Source organism: Enterobacter sp. JH25, from assembly GCF_021725435.1.
Taxonomy (GTDB): Bacteria; Pseudomonadota; Gammaproteobacteria; order Enterobacterales; family Enterobacteriaceae; genus Enterobacter; species Enterobacter intestinihominis.
The window spans coordinates 3104482-3123902 of the sequence record NZ_CP091319.1 but is presented as its reverse complement, the minus strand read 5'-3'; the positions used below and the strand labels follow the sequence as shown (position 1 = coordinate 3123902).

Annotated in this window: 12 protein-coding genes; 8 read left to right on the top strand and 4 right to left on the bottom strand. The window is 55.6% G+C overall.

The genetic code is table 11. The features are described from left to right. Positions 1-73: 73 nt before the first annotated feature. Entirely contained in the window at positions 74-802 is a 729-nt protein-coding gene (gene ubiG / locus L2Y28_RS15010; protein WP_006811346.1) for a bifunctional 2-polyprenyl-6-hydroxyphenol methylase/3-demethylubiquinol 3-O-methyltransferase UbiG, read from the bottom strand. Positions 803-948: 146 nt separating this feature from the next. Here ubiG and gyrA point away from each other — a divergent pair, with 146 nt between their 5' ends. Continuing rightward, on the top strand, positions 949-3585 hold the full coding sequence (gyrA, locus tag L2Y28_RS15005) for a DNA topoisomerase (ATP-hydrolyzing) subunit A (RefSeq protein ID WP_022648800.1): 2637 nt from the start codon (positions 949-951) through the stop codon (positions 3583-3585). 134 nt (positions 3586-3719) lie between these two features. Next, complete coding sequence (gene rcsC / locus L2Y28_RS15000) at positions 3720-6566, top strand: two-component system sensor histidine kinase RcsC (protein WP_022648799.1); 2847 nt, start codon at positions 3720-3722, stop codon at positions 6564-6566. Between the two features lie 111 nt (positions 6567-6677). Here the strand turns inward: rcsC and rcsB are convergent, their stop codons facing one another. Together rcsB and rcsD are read right to left on the bottom strand one after the other, a co-directional pair. Continuing rightward, positions 6678-7328 (bottom strand): response regulator transcription factor RcsB, encoded by a 651-nt coding sequence (gene rcsB, locus L2Y28_RS14995; RefSeq protein WP_003859405.1) that lies wholly within the window; start codon positions 7326-7328, stop codon positions 6678-6680. 16 nt (positions 7329-7344) lie between these two features. Beyond that, entirely contained in the window at positions 7345-10017 is a 2673-nt protein-coding gene (gene rcsD / locus L2Y28_RS14990) for a phosphotransferase RcsD (RefSeq protein WP_022648798.1), read from the bottom strand. A 745-nt stretch (positions 10018-10762) separates the two neighbouring features. Between rcsD and L2Y28_RS14985 the strand changes: the two genes are divergently transcribed. The 6 genes from L2Y28_RS14985 (at position 10763) to mgtE (ending at position 18105) form a co-directional block, all read left to right on the top strand. Continuing rightward, positions 10763-11857, top strand: coding sequence for a porin OmpC (locus L2Y28_RS14985; RefSeq protein ID WP_003859401.1), 1095 nt, complete (start codon positions 10763-10765; stop codon positions 11855-11857). A 114-nt stretch (positions 11858-11971) separates the two neighbouring features. Then, positions 11972-13027: an FAD:protein FMN transferase ApbE gene (gene apbE, locus L2Y28_RS14980; protein WP_022648797.1), complete on the top strand. Its 1056-nt coding sequence runs from the start codon at positions 11972-11974 to the stop codon at positions 13025-13027. A 72-nt stretch (positions 13028-13099) separates the two neighbouring features. Next, entirely contained in the window at positions 13100-14158 is a 1059-nt protein-coding gene (ada, locus tag L2Y28_RS14975; protein ID WP_022648796.1) for a bifunctional DNA-binding transcriptional regulator/O6-methylguanine-DNA methyltransferase Ada, read from the top strand. Continuing rightward, a complete protein-coding gene (gene alkB / locus L2Y28_RS14970) occupies positions 14158-14808 on the top strand; it encodes a DNA oxidative demethylase AlkB (RefSeq protein WP_022648795.1) in 651 nt (216 codons plus the stop codon). The genes ada and alkB overlap by 1 nt, the downstream gene beginning before the upstream one ends. A gap of 76 nt (positions 14809-14884) precedes the next feature. Continuing rightward, on the top strand, positions 14885-16528 hold the full coding sequence (locus L2Y28_RS14965; protein WP_022648794.1) for a multidrug ABC transporter permease/ATP-binding protein: 1644 nt from the start codon (positions 14885-14887) through the stop codon (positions 16526-16528). Positions 16529-16668: 140 nt separating this feature from the next. Then, the gene (gene mgtE, locus L2Y28_RS14960) at positions 16669-18105 is read left to right on the top strand and encodes a magnesium transporter (RefSeq protein ID WP_006811337.1); all 1437 of its coding nucleotides are present in this window, start codon (positions 16669-16671) and stop codon (positions 18103-18105) included. On the opposite strand, the gene L2Y28_RS14955 is transcribed toward mgtE, so the two are convergent. Beyond that, on the bottom strand, positions 18068-19363 hold the full coding sequence (locus L2Y28_RS14955; protein WP_045261992.1) for a SulP family inorganic anion transporter: 1296 nt from the start codon (positions 19361-19363) through the stop codon (positions 18068-18070). The two genes, mgtE and L2Y28_RS14955, sit on opposite strands and share 38 nt — an antisense overlap. Positions 19364-19421: the final 58 nt, after the last annotated feature.

The window sequence follows — 19421 nt, the reverse complement described above, 5'->3', positions numbered from 1 at the left end:
CTGATTTCTTCAACGGGAGGTCAGAATTGCGCAACATGATGTCGCGCAATCTTTATAAGAATAACGAATGACGTTAGTCGTTTTTGGCGGTTGTGTGCAACATATAGTTAACATCCACGCCCGGGGCAAGTTTGAATTTATCCGTCAGAGGATTGTAGTGCAGACCCGTCATGTGCTGCTCCTTAAGCCATGTCTGGTCAACCCAGCCCAGCAGTTCGGCAGGCTTGATGAACTTCTTCACGTCGTGCGTCCCTTTCGGCACCATGCGCAGCACATATTCCGCGCCTACCACGGCCATCAGCCAGGCTTTGCCGTTGCGGTTGATGGTCGAGAAGAAGACCTGTCCACCCGGTTTCACCAGTTTTGCACAGGCGCTGACGACCGACTGCGGATCGGGAACGTGCTCCAGCATCTCCATGCAGGTCACCACGTCATACTGGTGCGCATGTTTAGCCGCGTGCTCTTCCACGGTTTCCTGGACATATTCTACCTGTACGCCGGACTCCAGCGCATGAAGACGCGCAACCTGTAGAGGTTCGAAGCCCATGTCCAGACCGGTGACGGTGGCCCCTTCGCGCGCCATGCTTTCCGCCAGGATGCCGCCACCGCAGCCGACGTCGAGCACTTTCTTACCGAACAGACCGCCGGAACGCTCCGCGATATAGCCCAGACGTAGCGGGTTAATACGATGCAGAGGTTTGAACTCACCTTCGAGATCCCACCAGCGGGACGCCACCGCTTCAAATTTGGCAATCTCTTCGTGGTCAACGTTGTGAGCCACCGGGGATTTTTCGGCATTCATGGGCGCTTTTACTCCTTATTTAGCAAGACAAATGAGTATATCAGGCAATCCCTATGAATAAAGCGTATAGGTTTACCTGTATCACCGCGGCTGTGTTATAATTTGCGACCTTTGAATCCGGGATACAGTAGAGGGATAGCGGTTAGATGAGCGACCTTGCGAGAGAAATTACACCGGTTAACATCGAGGAAGAGCTGAAAAGCTCCTATCTGGACTATGCGATGTCGGTCATTGTTGGCCGTGCGCTGCCGGACGTCCGCGATGGCCTTAAGCCGGTACACCGTCGCGTACTATACGCCATGAACGTATTGGGCAATGACTGGAATAAAGCCTACAAAAAATCTGCCCGTGTCGTTGGTGACGTAATCGGTAAATACCATCCCCATGGTGATATCGCGGTGTACGACACCATTGTCCGTATGGCGCAGCCTTTCTCGCTGCGTTACATGCTGGTAGATGGTCAGGGTAACTTTGGTTCTATCGACGGCGACTCCGCCGCGGCAATGCGTTATACGGAAATCCGTCTGGCGAAGATTGCCCATGAGCTGATGGCTGACCTGGAAAAAGAGACGGTTGATTTCGTTGATAACTACGACGGCACGGAAAAAATTCCTGACGTTATGCCAACGAAGATCCCAAACCTGCTGGTGAACGGTTCGTCCGGTATCGCAGTGGGTATGGCGACCAATATTCCGCCGCACAACATCACGGAAGTGATTAACGGCTGCCTGGCCTACATCGACGATGAAGACATCAGCATTGAAGGGCTGATGGAACACATCCCGGGCCCGGACTTCCCGACGGCGGCAATCATCAACGGCCGTCGCGGTATTGAAGAAGCGTACCGTACCGGTCGCGGCAAGATTTACATCCGTGCCCGCGCCGAAGTGGAAGCGGACGCCAAAACCGGCCGTGAAACCATTATTGTTCACGAGATCCCGTATCAGGTGAACAAAGCGCGTCTGATTGAAAAAATCGCCGAGCTGGTAAAAGAAAAACGCGTTGAAGGCATCAGCGCGCTGCGCGACGAGTCTGACAAAGACGGTATGCGCATCGTGATTGAAATCAAGCGCGACGCGGTGGGTGAAGTTGTGCTGAACAACCTTTACTCCCAGACTCAGCTTCAGGTCTCCTTCGGTATCAACATGGTTGCGCTGCACCATGGCCAGCCGAAGATCATGAACCTGAAAGAGATCCTGAGCGCGTTTGTGCGTCACCGCCGTGAAGTGGTGACTCGCCGTACCATCTTTGAACTGCGCAAAGCGCGCGATCGTGCCCATATCCTTGAAGCACTGGCCGTTGCGCTGGCGAACATCGACCCGATAATCGAGCTGATCCGCCGTGCGCCGACGCCGGCAGAAGCGAAGGCGTCGCTGGTTGCGCGTCCATGGGATCTGGGCAACGTGGCGGCGATGCTGGAACGTGCCGGCGATGATGCTGCGCGTCCTGAGTGGCTGGAGCCGGAATTCGGCGTGCGTGACGGTCAGTACTATCTGACTGAACAGCAGGCCCAGGCGATTCTGGATCTGCGTTTGCAGAAACTGACCGGCCTTGAGCATGAAAAACTGCTCGACGAGTACAAAGAGCTGCTGGAGCAGATTGCCGAGCTGCTGCATATCCTGGGTAGCGCAGAGCGCCTGATGGAAGTGATCCGTGAAGAGCTGGAGCTGGTTCGCGATCAGTTCGGCGACGAGCGTCGCACCGAAATCACGGCCAACAGCTCTGATATCAACATTGAAGATCTGATCAACCGCGAAGACGTGGTCGTGACGCTGTCTCACCAGGGTTACGTGAAGTATCAGCCGTTGACCGACTACGAAGCACAGCGTCGTGGCGGTAAAGGTAAATCTGCGGCGCGTATTAAAGAAGAAGACTTCATTGACCGTCTGCTGGTGGCCAACACCCACGACACGATCCTCTGCTTCTCCAGCCGGGGCCGTCTGTACTGGATGAAAGTCTATCAGCTGCCGGAAGCGAGCCGTGGCGCGCGGGGTCGACCTATCGTTAACCTGCTGCCGCTGGAAGCGAACGAACGTATCACCGCCATTCTGCCGGTACGCGAGTACGAAGAGGGCGTGAACGTCTTTATGGCAACCGCGAGCGGTACCGTGAAGAAAACCGCGCTGACCGAATTCAGCCGTCCACGTTCCGCCGGGATCATCGCGGTGAACCTGAACGAAGGCGACGAGCTGATCGGCGTGGATCTGACCTCCGGTTCTGATGAAGTGATGCTGTTCTCTGCGGCCGGTAAAGTGGTGCGCTTTAAAGAGAACGCCGTGCGCGCAATGGGTCGTACGGCGACCGGCGTGCGTGGTATCAAGCTGGCGGGTGAAGACAGCGTGGTTTCCCTGATCGTTCCGCGTGGCGAAGGCGCAATCCTGACCGTCACTCAGAACGGCTACGGTAAACGTACGGCGGAAAGCGAATACCCGACCAAGTCTCGCGGCACGCAGGGCGTTATCTCCATCAAAGTGACCGAGCGCAACGGTTCCGTTGTTGGCGCGGTACAGGTGGACGATGCGGACCAGATCATGATGATCACCGATGCCGGTACGCTGGTGCGTACCCGCGTGTCAGAGATCAGCGTGGTGGGTCGTAACACCCAGGGCGTTATCCTCATCCGTACTGCGGAAGATGAAAACGTCGTCGGTCTGCAACGCGTTGCTGAGCCGGTGGATGACGAAGAGCTCGACTCTATCGACGGCAGCGTCGCGGAAGGGGATGATGAAATCGTCCCGGAAGCGGACACCGATGATGAAGCAGCGGATGACGCTGACGAGTAACGTCTCCTGACGCATAAAGGGCCGGTTTCCGGCCCTTTTGTTTTGCGCAAGCAGACAAGTGAACGTTGCGACAAGCCGCGTTTACCGCTACCTTAACCACATTCTTTTTTCCCCGATGGCGGAGCCTCGCCCCTTTGAAATACCTCGTCTCCTTTCGTACCACGTTAAAAGTCTCTCGCTATCTGTTTCGGGCGCTTGCGCTACTGCTATGGTTGCTGGTGGCACTGCTCTCGGTGTTTTACATCGTTAACGCGTTACACCAGAAAGAAGCGGAGATCCGCCAGGAGTTTAACTTAAGCTCGGATCAGGCCCAGCGCTATATCCAGCGCACGTCTGACGTGATGAAAGAGCTTAAGTATATCGCTGAGAATCGACTGACGGCGGAGAACGGCATTCTTGCCCTCCGCGGTCGGGATGAAAAAACCGAAGTACCTGATTTCGAACCGCTCTTCCCGGACTCCGATTGTTCCGCGATGGGCAAAGCCTGGCGTGGCTCACTGGAGTCCCTGTCATGGTTTATGCGCTACTGGCGCGATAATTTTTCGGCCGCTTACGATCTAAACCGCGTCTACCTGATTGGCAACGAAAATCTTTGCATGGCGGACTTCGGTCTGCGAGATATGCCCGTCGAACGCGAAGATGCGCTGAAAAGCCTGCATGAGCGGATAGTGAAATACCGCAATGCGCCTCAGGAAGAGCGCGGGAACAACATCTTCTGGATAAGCCAGGGGCCGCGCATGGGCGTCGGCTATTTCTATGCCCTGACTCCGGTTTACCTCGGAAACCGCCTGCAAGCGCTGCTGGGGATTGAACAAACCATCCGCATGGAAAACTTCTTCACGCCGGGCAGTCTGCCGATGGGCGTGACCATTCTGGATGAGAACGGCCACCCACTCATCTCCCTTACCGGGCCTGAAAACCGCCTGAAAGTGGAGCCCAGCTGGATGCAGGAGCGGTCATGGTTTGGCTATACCTCCGGGTTCCGCGAGCTGGTGCTGAAGAAAAGTTTACCGCCATCGTCGCTGAGCATTGTTTATTCGCTGCCGGTGGACAAGGTGCTGGAGCGCATTCGCATCCTGATCCTTAACGCCATTTTGTTGAACATTGCGGTAGGCGTCGCGCTGTTTATGCTGGCGAGAATGTATGAGCGGCGGATCTTTATTCCGGCGGAAGCGGATGCTCAGCGTCTGGAGGAGCACGAGCAGTTTAACCGTAAGATTGTCGCCTCGGCGCCGGTAGGGATCTGTATCCTGCGTACTCAGGACGGGACAAATATCCTCAGTAACGAGCTTGCCCATAACTACCTGAACATGCTCACGCATGAAGACCGCCAGCGGTTAACGCAGATCATCTGTGGGCAACAGGTTAACTTTGTGGATGTGCTGACCAGCACCCACACCAATCTGCAAATCAGCTTCGTCCATTCGCGCTACCGCAATGAAAACGTGGCGATTTGCGTGCTGGTGGACGTCTCCGCGCGCGTTAAGATGGAAGAGTCATTGCAGGATATGGCGCAGGCGGCGGAGCAGGCCAGCCAGTCGAAATCGATGTTCCTCGCGACCGTCAGCCATGAGCTGCGTACGCCGCTGTACGGCATTATCGGTAACCTCGATCTTCTCCAGACCAAAGAGCTGCCGAAAGGGGTCGACCGCCTGGTGACGGCGATGAACAACTCGTCCAGCCTGCTGCTGAAAATTATCAGCGATATTCTCGACTTCTCTAAAATTGAATCCGAGCAGTTGAAAATAGAACCGCGTGAGTTCTCCCCGCGCGAGGTGATGAACCATATCAGCGCCAACTATCTGCCGCTGGTGGTGCGCAAACAGCTGGGGCTGTACTGCTTTATCGAGCCGGATGTGCCGCTGACGCTGCATGGCGATCCGATGCGTCTGCAACAGGTCATCTCGAACCTGCTAAGCAACGCCATCAAATTCACCGATATCGGCTGTATTGTGCTGCATGTCTGCCGGGCAGGGGAGTACCTGACTATTCGCGTACGCGACACGGGTGTTGGCATTCCGGCGAAAGAGGTCGTTCGCCTGTTCGATCCGTTCTTCCAGGTGGGGACGGGCGTCCAGCGTAATTTCCAGGGGACCGGGCTGGGTCTGGCGATTTGCGAGAAGCTTATCAGCATGATGGACGGGGATATCTCCGTCGATACCGAGCCGGGTATGGGCAGCCAGTTCACCATCCGTATCCCGCTCTACTCGGCACACTATCCAGTGAAAACCACGGTCGACGGGCTGAGCGAAAAGCACTGCTGGCTGGCGGTGCACAACGCCTCCTTACATGATTTCCTGACCTCGATGCTGACCAGCAGCGGCGTGCGGGTCTCACGCTATGAAGGCCAGACGCCGGACGCAGATGACATGCTGATTACTGACGTTGAGTCAGACAAGGCGTGGGCGGGGCGGGGCGTGGTGATGTTCTGCCGCCGTCATATCGGTATTCCGATTGAGCGTTCGCCCGGGGTATGGGTGCACAGTGTGGCGACACCGCACGAAATGTTGGGCTTGCTGGCGCGTATTTACAGCGTACAGCTTGAGGACAGCGATGGCGCTACCGTGCTGGCTTCCCCTGATGAGCTGGCATCGGTGAATGACGATATGATGATTCTGGTCGTCGACGATCATCCGATTAACCGTCGTCTGCTCGCAGACCAGCTTGGCTCTCTGGGCTATCAGTGTAAAACGGCCAATGATGGCGTGGATGCCCTGAATGTCTTAAGTAAGAATCATATTGATATTGTGCTCAGTGATGTGAACATGCCTAACATGGACGGCTATCGTCTGACGCAGCGTATCCGACAGCTGGGGCTGACGCTGCCGGTGGTGGGGGTGACAGCCAACGCACTGGCGGAGGAGAAGCAGCGCTGTCTGGAGTCGGGAATGGACAGCTGCCTGTCGAAGCCGGTCACGCTGGATGTACTGAAGCAGACGCTATCCGTGTATGCGGAGCGGGTGCGAAAAGCGAGACAATAAAAAAGGCCCGAAAGGGCCTTTTTTATGTGTCCGACGGCACTGCGCTTGCGCGGGCCTACGGGGTCTTTAGACCGGGTAACCGCGAGGGTCACCCGGCGTAGACAGCGACGATCAATCTTTGTCCGTTGCGCTCAGCGTCACGGAAGAGAGATAGTTCAGCAGGGCGATATCGTTATCCACACCCAGCTTCATCATCGCGGATTTTTTCTGGCTACTGATGGTTTTGATACTGCGGTTCAGTTTCTTGGCGATTTCAGTAACCAGGAAACCTTCAGCGAACAGACGCAGAACTTCACTCTCTTTAGGCGAGAGACGCTTGTCGCCATAGCCACCCGCGCTGATTTTTTCAAGCAGGCGTGAGACGCTCTCAGGCGTGAATTTCTTCCCTTTCTGTAGCGCCGCCAGCGCTTTAGGCAGATCGGTAGGTGCGCCTTGTTTCAGCACAATCCCTTCAATATCAAGATCCAGAACGGCGCTCAGGATCGCCGGGTTATTGTTCATGGTCAGAACAATGATCGAAATGTCCGGGAAGTGGCGTTTAATGTATTTGATGAGCGTAATCCCATCACCGTATTTATCCCCAGGCATGGAGAGATCGGTAATGAGCACGTGCGCATCAAGTTTAGGCAGGTTGTTAATAAGGGCTGTGGAATCTTCAAATTCACCGACTACATTCACCCACTCGATCTGTTCAAGTGATTTGCGAATACCGAACAGTACAATCGGATGGTCATCGGCAATAATTACGTTCATATTGTTCATGTATAAGGCTACCTTGCTACAGCAAGCTCTTGACGTAAGCGTCAATGTCGCTGATGTATTTTTCAATGCCAGAGGCATCTTTCTCACGAATTAGATGTTCCAGCGTTTCACATAACTGCTTGCCGGGAACCAGATTAAGCATGGCAAACACCCCTTTAAGCCGGTGTGCTGTCTGTGCCAGCGCTGCAAAATCCTGCGCAGCGGACTCAGTATACAACCGCTTAACATCATCTGGTACTGTATCAACGAAGAGCGAATAATATCCGCTGGCATGGAGTTCGGCATTTTCATCGCCGCCTAACGGTGACTCCAGGATCTCTTCCTGCGCCAGATTCTCTTCAATCAGTTGTAATACAGCTTCCTGCATTGCATTGCTCATATTAAAGTTGACGCGCAGCTGCCCAGGGCCGATTTTCCGCACGCCTGGCTCATCATCGCTTAAAAGCAAGCCGGAGGCAGTAAGATTAGACGGATTATCAGTTAAAAATAGATCAAATTCTTGACTCGCGAGCCTTTCGTCCGGGGTAATGCAGGACGCGCCCCAGTTTTCCAGCTGACGAACGACGATATTACGGATCTCACTGGAGGTCACGTCCACCATCACCACCACATCATCCAGCAGACGCTCTTCATCCTCTTCCTGAGGATTCGCCGCCATTTTAACATGCAAGGAGTAGCGGGTGCCGAGGGATTCGCGCGCCTTAATGTTCAGATGACCGCCCAGCTTACGCGCCAGCTGATCGCAGAGCCAGAAGGTGAGGGCATTCGCCTTACCGTAGTGGTCGCGCTGGGTATCGTTCAGGAACGGGAAGTGCAGGTTATCGATTTCGCTCACGGTGACGCCTTCGCCCGTATCCAGAATACGGAACGTCAGACGATCGTCGGTGGACTCATCGGTGCTGACTTCAAGGGTGATCTTGCCGATCTGTGTCGTGGTGACGGCATACTGAATCAACATCATCAGGATGCGACGCAGGGCATCGCGATCGCCGTGACGCTCGTCGTTGGCCGGTAAATGGTTGTTGATCAGCAGCTGGAGCCCTTTGCGCTTGATCACCGGCAGGACTTCCGGAACCACCTCATCAATCAGATCCTGGATGGAGAAGAGCGTAGGGGTGCCCTTCCAGATGTCATTCTCCAGCATGTTCGCAAGCTGGATTTCGTCCACCAGACGAACCAGCGAGTCGGCCTGGCTGCTAAGCTGTCGGCTTTCCGGCGTGCTTAAATCAGCAATCTGCGTGGCGAGTGACTTCAGCGGCTGTTTAAAGGCATCGCCAATGTTTTGCATAAACGCCGCGCGGCCATGCTGGTTTTTCTCATACAGCCTTTGCGCCTGCTTGAGCTTTTTATTCACCAGCACTTCGCGATCCTGATCGCGGATGATGAAGATTTGCGTGCGCGAGGCGACCTGACTGCGGAACTGACGGATCTCATACAGTTCATTATTAATGGTGGCCTGAATGACGCCCTGATGCTGGTCCGCCATGGCCGTAATATTTTGCAGGTTAAGATGCGGCAGAAGGTGATCGGCAATTTTGTTGCTCATCACCGTCCGGTTTGCCTCCTGATCGTGAACAAGCACCCCAAGCGGCAGCACGGAAATAATCTCTTCATTCAGGGCACGAAGAACACGCAACTCGTTGCTGGTCCCGGCTGATACCGACGTCGAGTCGCTCTGGCGGCCCGACTGGAAACGGAAGGTGCTGTAGCCAAACAGCGCCAGCGCCAGCAGGCCGATATTCAACAGCAGCGGCAGCATAATGTTTTGCAGGGTATCAAGCATCAGGGTGCCAAAAGGCACCTGCCACACCAGCCGCATACCGGTTGAGTTGAGCGATGAGGCAATCTCAATCTTCGAGCCATTAAATGAGATCGCTACGCTGTCCGGGCCTTCTTTATCCGACGGCGTGCGCATATTTTGGGTGCTGTTGTCTGGCTCCAGTCGGAAACTGTCCAGCGGCATATCCGGCGGGATAAGATCGTTAATTGGCAGATCGAAGGCAACCACGGTCGCCAGATGGCCCGGCTGGTTAAAGGTGGTTCGCAGCGTAAAGTAGTGGCCATTCTGCCAGGCAAGACGGCGTAATGACGAGAAACTTTCGCGCTCGTCCAGCGCGTTGGCCTGTTGCAGCATTTCTGCCCGACGGGAATCGACAATGCTGCCAACGGTGGTCTCTTTAAAGCCCGACGAGAGATCCTTAAGCGGCAGGGTCGAGATCAGGATCATGCTGTTGTCCTGACCGTTCAGGTAATACATGGACCACGGTACGGTCTCGGCGCCCCACAGGGTGTCCAGATAGGAGGAGATCCGCTGCGTCATCTCAAGCGTTGCGCTGTCGTGCGAGCCGAAAATCAGGGCTTCCGTCTTACGCTGCGGTTTTTCAAGGTAATACACATCCTGCTTAAGGCGCGTTTCCTGCAACCCTTCGCCTGATGAGGTGGCAGGTGTGGCGGCGATATTGTCGTAGATTTGCCAGGTCGCGTAGCGCCACGTATCAATGCGCTTATGCACCGCATGGGTGATATCGACAATTTGATAGCTTTTATCTTTAAGCCAGGTATTCACGGCGCTCTGAACCATCACTCCCATTGTGACTAACAGCACAACGATCAATAGAAGAAAGAAACGGGTGATGCTGCCCGGTAGAAGGGAGAATTTGCTCGGGGCGGTAGTTTCAGTCTGACTCATCGATGTGTTTAACCCGTAATGGCCGCGCGGTAATGGGATAGGGCAGTATAAAGGGTAATAACTGAATTTCCAGCGTCGTTATCGGTATGACCTTGACTTTTTATCTGTCGCAACCCGCTTCAACGTCATCCGTGTGAAAGATGTACAAAACCCAGTGAAATGTACAAATATGCTGTTACAGCGGCAGTAAAATAGCACGAATTAACAAGAAATTAATTTTGAAAGTGAAAAGGAAAATCTGTAAACGCCGGGCGATGGATTTAGTTAATAGTCGTTATCATTACAGACGGGTAGCACATAAAATGTCTGTTGACGTAAAGAAAGGTAAAAAAAAACCGAATGCGGAGCATCCGGTTCAATTAGGGATAAACAGACATTCAGAACTGAATGACGGTAATAAATAAAGTTAATGATGATAGCGAGGGTTATTTTAGTGGTGTTGACGGGAATTTTTTTGTCATTCAGTGCTGTACTCTTTTTTAAGTTAGTCTTTTGAATTTTATAGGATATATTTTTGTTTTGATTATCCGTGCTATATTTTTAAACTTTTGATGCTTTGTGAAAGTTCCTTGAAATTTACATATTGAAACATCTTGATGGTAAAGTGAAACATCTTCAAAGTTTTCGTATCATATTCCTGTTGGATTATTCTGCATTTTTGAGGAGAATGAACTTGCCGACTGGTTAAGAGGGTTGATCAGTAAGCAGTGGTAAATAATAAGGCATATAACAGAGGGTTAATAAAATGAAAGTTAAAGTACTGTCCCTCCTGGTACCAGCTCTGCTGGTGGCAGGCGCAGCAAATGCGGCTGAAATTTATAACAAAGACGGCAACAAATTAGATCTGTACGGTAAAGTGGATGGCCTGCACTATTTCTCTGATGACGACAGTGCAGACGGCGACCAGACCTACATGCGTCTGGGCTTCAAAGGCGAAACTCAGGTTAACGACCAGCTGACCGGTTACGGCCAGTGGGAATACCAGATCCAGGGTAACTCTGGTGAGAACGAAAACAACTCATGGACGCGTGTGGCGTTCGCAGGTCTGAAATTCGCTGATGCGGGTTCATTCGACTACGGTCGTAACTACGGCGTTGTTTACGATGTGACTTCCTGGACCGACGTTCTGCCGGAATTCGGCGGCGACACCTACGGTTCTGACAACTTCATGCAGCAGCGTGGTAACGGCTTCGCGACCTACCGTAACCAGGACTTCTTCGGTCTGGTTGATGGTCTGAACTTCGCGTTGCAGTACCAGGGTAAAAACGGCAGCGCAAGCGGCGAAGGCCAGACCAACAACGGTCGTGAGGCACTGCGTCAGAACGGTGATGGCTACGGCGGCTCTCTGACCTATGATCTGGGCGAAGGCTTCGCTATCGGTACGGCAGTCACCAGTTCTAAACGTACTGCTGACCAGAACGCTGCGGGCTACTACGGTGAAGGCGATCGCGCAGAGACCTACACCGGTGGTCTGAAATATGACGCGAACAACATCTACCTGGCTGCACAGTATACTCAGACTTACAACGCGACCCGTGCGGGCGACCTGGGCTGGGCTAACAAAGCGCAGAACTTCGAAGTGGTTGCGCAGTATCAGTTCGACTTCGGTCTGCGTCCATCCGTGGCGTACCTGCAATCTAAAGGTAAGGACCTGGAAAACGGCTACGGCGACCAGGATCTGCTGAAATATGTTGATGTTGGCGCGACTTACTACTTCAACAAAAACATGTCCACCTACGTTGATTACAAAATCAACCTGGTTGATGAGAACGACTTCACTCGCGCAGCAGGTATCGGTACTGACGATATCGTCGCGCTGGGTCTGGTTTACCAGTTCTAATTGCTCATACAGCGACAAAGGGGCCATCAGGCCCCTTTTTTCATGCTTTTTTAGGGTCTTACAAATACGCTGTTTTAGTGTACTCTTGCCGCCCTGGCATGAGGATAATAACCAATGGATATGACTTTTTTACGCGCCAGCGTTCTGGCGACTTTTTTACTCCTGACCGCGTGTGACTCTTCTACACAGCCCGCAAAAATCGACGCACCCGCCGCGACGGTGCTAGAAGGGAATACCATGGGGACCTTCTGGCGCGTCAGCGTGATGGATATTGATAAGTCCCGCGCTGAAGAACTACGCGGTAAAATTCAGGCGCAGCTGGACGCCGACGATCAGCTACTCTCTACCTATAAAAATGACTCAGCGCTGATGCGTTTCAATCGCTCCAGCAGCACCTCGCTGTGGCCGGTGAGCGAAGCAATGGCCGATATCGTCACGGAAGCCATGCGCGTGGGCTACAAAACCAACGGCGCAATGGACGTGACCGTGGGGCCGCTGGTGAACCTGTGGGGATTTGGCCCCAACAAGCAGCCGGTGACCACACCCGATCAAGCCGCCATCGACGACGCCCGCGCGCGTACAGGGTTACAGCATCTGGCGGTGATCTCCCAGTACGGTCAGCAATACCTGCAAAAAGACATTCCCGACCTGTTTGTGGATCTCTCCACGGTAGGCGAGGGGTATGCTGCGGATCATCTCGCGGCCCTGATGGCGCAGGAAGGTATTCCCCGTTATCTGGTTTCCGTCGGGGGCGCGCTCGTCAGCCGGGGCATGAACGCCAGCGGCAGGCCGTGGCGAGTGGCCATCCAAAAACCAACCGATCAGCAGAACGCGGTGCAGGCGATTGTCGACATCAACGGGCACGGTATCAGCACCTCCGGAAGCTACCGCAACTATTACGAGCTGGATGGCAAACGTATCTCGCATGTGATTGATCCGCAAACCGGACGCCCGATTACCCACAACCTGGTGTCCGTGACGGTGATAGCGCCAACTGCGCTGGAAGCCGACGCCTGGGATACCGGATTGATGGTGCTCGGCACGGAGAAGGCCAAAGAGGTGGTGCGTCAGGAAGGGCTGGCCGTTTATATGATCACCAAAGAGGCTGACGGGTTTAAAACCTGGAGTTCACCGCAGTTCAACAGCTTCCTGGTGAGCGAAAAAAATTAAAAAGCAAGGTTGCGGGTTTTTGTTCGGTGGCGTTCAGGCAAGCTGAGCGTATGCTTGTAAGAGGAGCCGATGATGAAAAACACAACCTATCTTACCGATGAGGATCGCTGGCAGGCTGTTCTGGCCCGCGATCCGCGTGCGGATAACCAGTTTGTCTTTGCCGTGCAGACGACCGGCATTTATTGTCGTCCGTCCTGCCGTGCCCGCCACGCGCTGCGTAAAAATGTCTGCTTTTATCCTGATGCTCACCAGGCCGCGCAGGCGGGTTTCCGCCCCTGTAAGCGCTGTAGGCCGGACCAGGTCGACCCTATGGCGCAGAAAAAGTCCAACGTTGCGCTGGCCTGCCGACTGCTTGAGCAGGATGCCGCGCTGAACCTGGAGGCCCTGGCGCAGCAGGTTGGCATGAGTCCGTTCCATTTCCACCGCTTGTTTAAATCCGTCACCGGCATGACGCCGAAAGCATGGCAGCAGGCCGCGCGTGAACAACGCCTGCGTAGCCTGCTTGCACAGGGCGGTAAAATCACCGACGCCGTACTGGCCGCTGGCTTCCCGGACGGCAGCAGCTACTACCGTAAAGCCAACGGCGCGCTGGGCATGACGGCGAAACAGTACCGTAACGGAGAGGCTGCGGTCCGCTATGCCATCAGCGACTGCTCGCTGGGCCACTGTCTGGTGGCGGAAAGCGAGCGCGGGATCTGCGCAATACTGCTGGGTGATGACGACGCCGGGCTGACGGCTGAGCTGCTGTCACTGTTTCCGCTTGCCGTCCGCGAACCGATGGAAGGCGCATTTGCCGGGCGTGTTCGTCAGGTGATTGCCTCTGTCGACAGCCGCGCGACGCCGTTGACGTTACCGCTGGATATCCGGGGTACCGCCTTCCAGCAGCAGGTCTGGCAGGCGCTGCGGGCTATCCCCTGCGGTGAAACGGCGAGCTATCAGCAGGTGGCGAAGGCCATTGGTAAACCCAATGCCGTACGTGCCGTGGCAGGAGCCTGCGGAGCCAACAAACTGGCGATAGTTATCCCCTGTCACCGCGTGGTGCGTAACGACGGTGCGCTGTCGGGTTATCGCTGGGGCGCAGCGCGTAAGGTGCTATTGTTGAAACGTGAGGCGAACAACCCGGAGGGATAATGCTCGATCTTTTTGCTGATGCTGAACCCTGGCAGGAGCCGCTCGCGCCGGGGGCGACGATCCTGAGACGTTTTGCGCTTTCCCGCGCGGCGGCGCTGTTCGACGGTATTGATAACGTCACCGCCCGTTCGCCGTTTCGCCATATGGTCACGCCGGGCGGGTATACCATGTCTGTGGCGATGACCAACTGCGGCGAACTGGGATGGGCGACGAATGAGCGGGGCTATGTATATGCCGCGAACGACCCGCTGACGGATCGGCCGTGGCCGCCGATGCCGGAGGCGTTTCAGGCGCTGTGTCACGATGCCGCCGTCGCGGCCGGCTATCCTGATTTTCGTCCCGATGCCTGTCTGATCAACCGCTATGCCGTCGGGGCAAAGCTCTCCCTGCATCAGGATAAGGACGAGCCTGACCTGCGCGCGCCGATTGTCTCGGTATCCCTTGGGTTGCCCGCTGTCTTTCAGTTTGGCGGCCTGCGGCGCAACGACCCGCTCAAACGGCTGATGCTGGAGCATGGCGATGTGGTGGTCTGGGGCGGTGAATCACGGCTTTTTTATCACGGCATTCAGCCGCTTAAAAATGGCGATCACCCGGTGGCGGGGGCGTTTCGCTACAACCTCACGTTCCGCCAGGCAGCGTACAGAGAATAAAAATAAGAATTATTCTTGATGTGTGTGAAAGGCAGTTTACACTGCTGGCTGATTTTTCTTGTCCGGATTGCTCTGCATGCAACTACTTCTTCTTGTCTGGCGGCAGTATCGCTGGCCTTTTATCGCGGTGATGGCGCTAAGCCTTGCCAGCGCGGCGCTGGGGATCGGCCTGATTGCCTTCATTAACGTGCGTTTGATCGAAATGGTCGACACGTCACTCTCCGTCCTGCCGGAATTTCTGGGTTTACTGCTGCTGCTGATGGCAGTCACGCTCGGGTCACAGCTGGCGCTGACCGCGCTCGGCCACCACTTCGTTTTCCGTCTGCGCAGCGAGTTCATCAAACGGATCCTTGATACTCAAGTGGAACGCATCGAACAGCTGGGAAGTGCTTCTCTGCTGGCGGGGCTGACCAGCGATGTGCGCGCCATTACCATCGCCTTTGTGCGCCTGCCGGAGCTGGTGCAGGGGATCATCCTGACCTTTGGCTCGGCAGCCTATCTCGCCTGGCTCTCCAGCAAAATGCTGGCGGTAACGGCGCTGTGGATTGTTATTACCATCTGGGGCGGGTTCCTGCTGGTATCACGCGTCTATAAGCACATGGCGGTGCTGCGCGAAACGGAAGACAAGCTCTATAACGATTATCAGACAGTGCTGGAAGGGCGCAAAGAGCTGACGCTGAACCGCGAGCGCGCCGAACATATCTTCAACCATCTCTATATCCCGGATGCGCACGAATATCGTCATCACATTATTCGCGCCGATACGTTCCACCTGAGTGCCGTGAACTGGTCCAACATCATGATGCTGGGTGCCATTGGCCTGGTGTTCTGGATGGCGAACAGCCTGGGGTGGGCGGATACCAACGTGGCGGCAACGTACTCCCTGACGCTGCTGTTTTTACGCACGCCGCTGCTGTCGGCCGTTGGCGCACTGCCGACGCTGCTGAGTGCACAGGTGGCCTTCAACAAGCTGAAGAAGTTCGACCTTGCGCCGTTTAAGGCTGAGTTCCCGCGCCCGCAGGCCTTCCCGAACTGGCAAACGCTTGAGCTGCGTAACGTGACCTTCCGCTATCAGGATAACGCCTTCTCCGTGGGGCCGATAAATCTGACCATTCACCGCGGCGAACTGCTGTTCCTGATCGGCGGTAACGGCAGCGGCAAATCCACGCTGGCGATGCTGCTGACGGGCCTCTACCAGCCGCAGTCAGGCGAAATTTTGCTGGATGGTAAAGCGCTGAGCGCGGAGAAACCGGAGGACTACCGCAAGCTCTTCTCGGCGGTATTTACCGACGTCTGGCTGTTCGACTGGCTGCTGGGCCCGGAAGGGCAGCAGGCGGATCCGGCGCTGGTGGAGAAGTGGCTTGCGCATCTGCAAATGTCACACAAGCTGGAGCTACAGGATGGCAAAATCCTGAATCTCAAGCTGTCGAAAGGGCAGAAGAAGCGCGTGGCGCTGCTGCTGGCGCTGGCCGAAGAGCGCGACATCATCCTGCTGGATGAATGGGCCGCCGATCAGGACCCGCACTTCCGTCGCGAGTTTTATCAGGTCCTGCTGCCGCTGATGCAGGCGATGGGGAAAACCATTTTTGCCATCAGCCATGACGATCACTACTTCATTCACGCCGACCGTCTGCTGGAGATGCGCGACGGCAAACTGAGCGAGCTGACCGGCGATGAGCGCGATGCGGCGTCACGGGACGCGGTGGCGCGCACGGCCTGATTGCAATTGTGCCGGGTGGCCCCCGGCACACTCATTTTTCATATATGCCGTTTTTTTCTCCATCCCGACCCGCCGTTTATTCTTATTTACATATCCCCGCGCTATGCTTAACGCCAACTCATTTAATGGATTTATGATTGATGTCGGTATTAAAGAAAAACAGCGCCAGGCAGCGTGACCAGGAGCGTGCGCGGCTCATCTGGCTCCTGACGACCGATAAAGCGGTCACGTCAACGTTATTGGGTAAGCTAACCCTGGCTGAGCAATATGATGTCGGCACGCTGGCCGACGATATTGCTGAGGTAGGTGCGCTGGTTGCACATTTACCACCTCCGGATCTGGCGGACACCCTGGAGGCATTGCCTTCCGAGGAGCGCCACGCCCTGTGGCGGCTGGTGCAGGATCATGAGCGCGGTCAGGTGCTGCTTGAAGCCTCGGAAAACGTCTGGGATGACCTTATCGATGAGATGAGCGACCGGGACATTCTTGACGCCCTGCAAACGCTGGATATCGACGAGCAGATTTACCTCGTTCAGCATCTTCCGCGCAACCTGACCGGACGCCTGCTGGCTTCCCTGCCTGCCGAAGAGCGGGCGCGCGTGCGTCAGGTGATGCACTACGAGAAAAATAGCGTCGGCGCGATCATGGAGTTTGGCGTCATCACCGTGCGTCCGGACGTCACCCTGGGTACGGTGCAGCGCTATCTTCGTCGCCTGGGCAGTATGCCGGACAACACCGATAAACTGTTCGTCACCTCGCGGGATAAAACCCTGCTCGGGGAGCTGGAGCTGAAAACGATCCTGCTGAACAGCACCCAGCAGCGGGTAAGTGAGGTCATGGAAACCGAGCCGATGGTCTTCTCGCCGGAAGACGATGCCGAAAAAGCCGCGCGTACCTTCGAACGTGATGACCTGGTGAGCGCGGCGGTGGTGGATTCGGTGGGCAAGCTGATGGGGCGTCTGACCATTGATGAGATCGTTGACGTGGTCTATGAAGAGACCGATAACGACCTGCGTGCCCTTGGCGGTATCAGTGCCGAAGACGATGTTCATGCCTCCGTCGGCAAGGCCGTCAAAACCCGCTGGGCGTGGCTCGCCATCAATTTATGCACCGCGTTCGTGGCGTCCCGCGTTATTGACGGCTTCGAACATACCATTTCCCAGCTGGTGGCCCTGGCGTCGTTGATGCCGATTGTGGCGGGGATCGGCGGGAACACCGGCAACCAGACTATCACCATGATCGTTCGCGCCCTGGCGCTGGAAAACATTCAGCCGGGTAATTTTTCGTGGCTGATTTTCAGGGAGATGGGCGTCGCGCTGATTAACGGCCTGGTCTGGGGCGGCATCATGGGCGGCATTACCTGGTGGCTGTACGATGATATGGCGCTGGGCGGGGTCATGATGCTGGCGATGGTGCTGAACCTGCTGGTGGCGGCGATGATGGGCGTGATTATCCCATTGACGATGACCCGGCTGGGGCGCGACCCCGCGGTGGGGTCGAGCGTGATGATCACCGCCATTACCGATACTGGCGGTTTCTTTATTTTTCTTGGACTGGCGACGATTTTTCTTCTGTAGCCAGTGCTTTTTGCTTAAGTCGGGCAGGGAGGATGAACATCATCACAATCCCGCCCAGCACGCCAATCGCCAGGTTGCCGGTGGAAACCGTTGCCACAACCGTCACCAGCATCACGACGGTTTCAGCCACCGGCGCGTTTTTCAGCGTTCCGGGCTGAACGCTATGCCAGCTAAAGGTCTTGACGGCCACAATGGCCATAATACCCGCCAGTACCGCCATCGGGATTTTGGCCATCACCTCGCTGAGCGCCGTAACCAGCACAAGCAGTACGATACCCGCCGCAAGGGTGGAGATACGGCTTCTGCCTTTCCCCATCTCCACGTTAACGATGGTCTGCCCAATCATCGCGCAGCCCGCAATGCCGCCGTAGAACCCGGCCATAATATTCCCCACGCCCAGACCGATGCTCTCGCGGCGCTTGCTTGAAGGGGTAACGGTCAGTTCATCCACCAGTTTTGCCGTCAGCAAGGATTCCAGCAGGCCAACAAAAGCGATACTTAGCGCACACGGCCAGATAATGCTCAGGGTTTCCAGATTGAGCGGCACCAGCAGTTGCGTAAAGCCCGGCAAACCGCCGCTCATGGAGCCTTCATCCCCTACCGTTGGCAGGATTTGCCCGCTGGTGACGGTGAACAAAGTCAGCAGCACAATGGCAATCAGCGGGGAGGGCACGCTTTTGATATAGCGTGGCACCCACAGCACAATCAGCAGCGTCAGCACGAACAGGCCCACTATCAGCGGGCTTCGGCTCCAGAAATGGGGCACCTGGGCAAAGAAAATCAAAATGCCAAGGGCGTTAACAAACCCGGTCATCACCGACTGGGGAATAAAGCGCATCAGCCGCGCCATTCCCAGCGCGCCGAACAGGATCTGAATCACGCCAGCCATCACCACCGCGGGCAGAATGTACTGTACGCCGTGTTGATGGACCATCGGGCCAATCACCAGCGCGACGGAACCGGCCGCCGCCGTCACCATGGCCGGACGCCCGCCGATCAGGGAAAGGGCGAAACAGAGCACCACGGAGGCGATAAGGCTCACTTTCGGATCCACGCCCGCGACCACGGAAAACGAAATCACTTCCGGGATCAGCGCCAGCGCGGTAATCACGCCGGCCAGGGTTTCGCGCATCAGACGTTGAGGCGAACGTAAAACGGTGGCGACATGGCCTTCTTGGGGTACAGACGAGTGAGGTAATGACATAACAATTCGCTGGTAGGGGCAGGCTTCCGTGCGCGCGATCACAAAGTGCAGCATCATAGCCAGGAAAATCGTCGGGTGCCAGCCTGTATGCCAAAACCCTACAAACAATCCA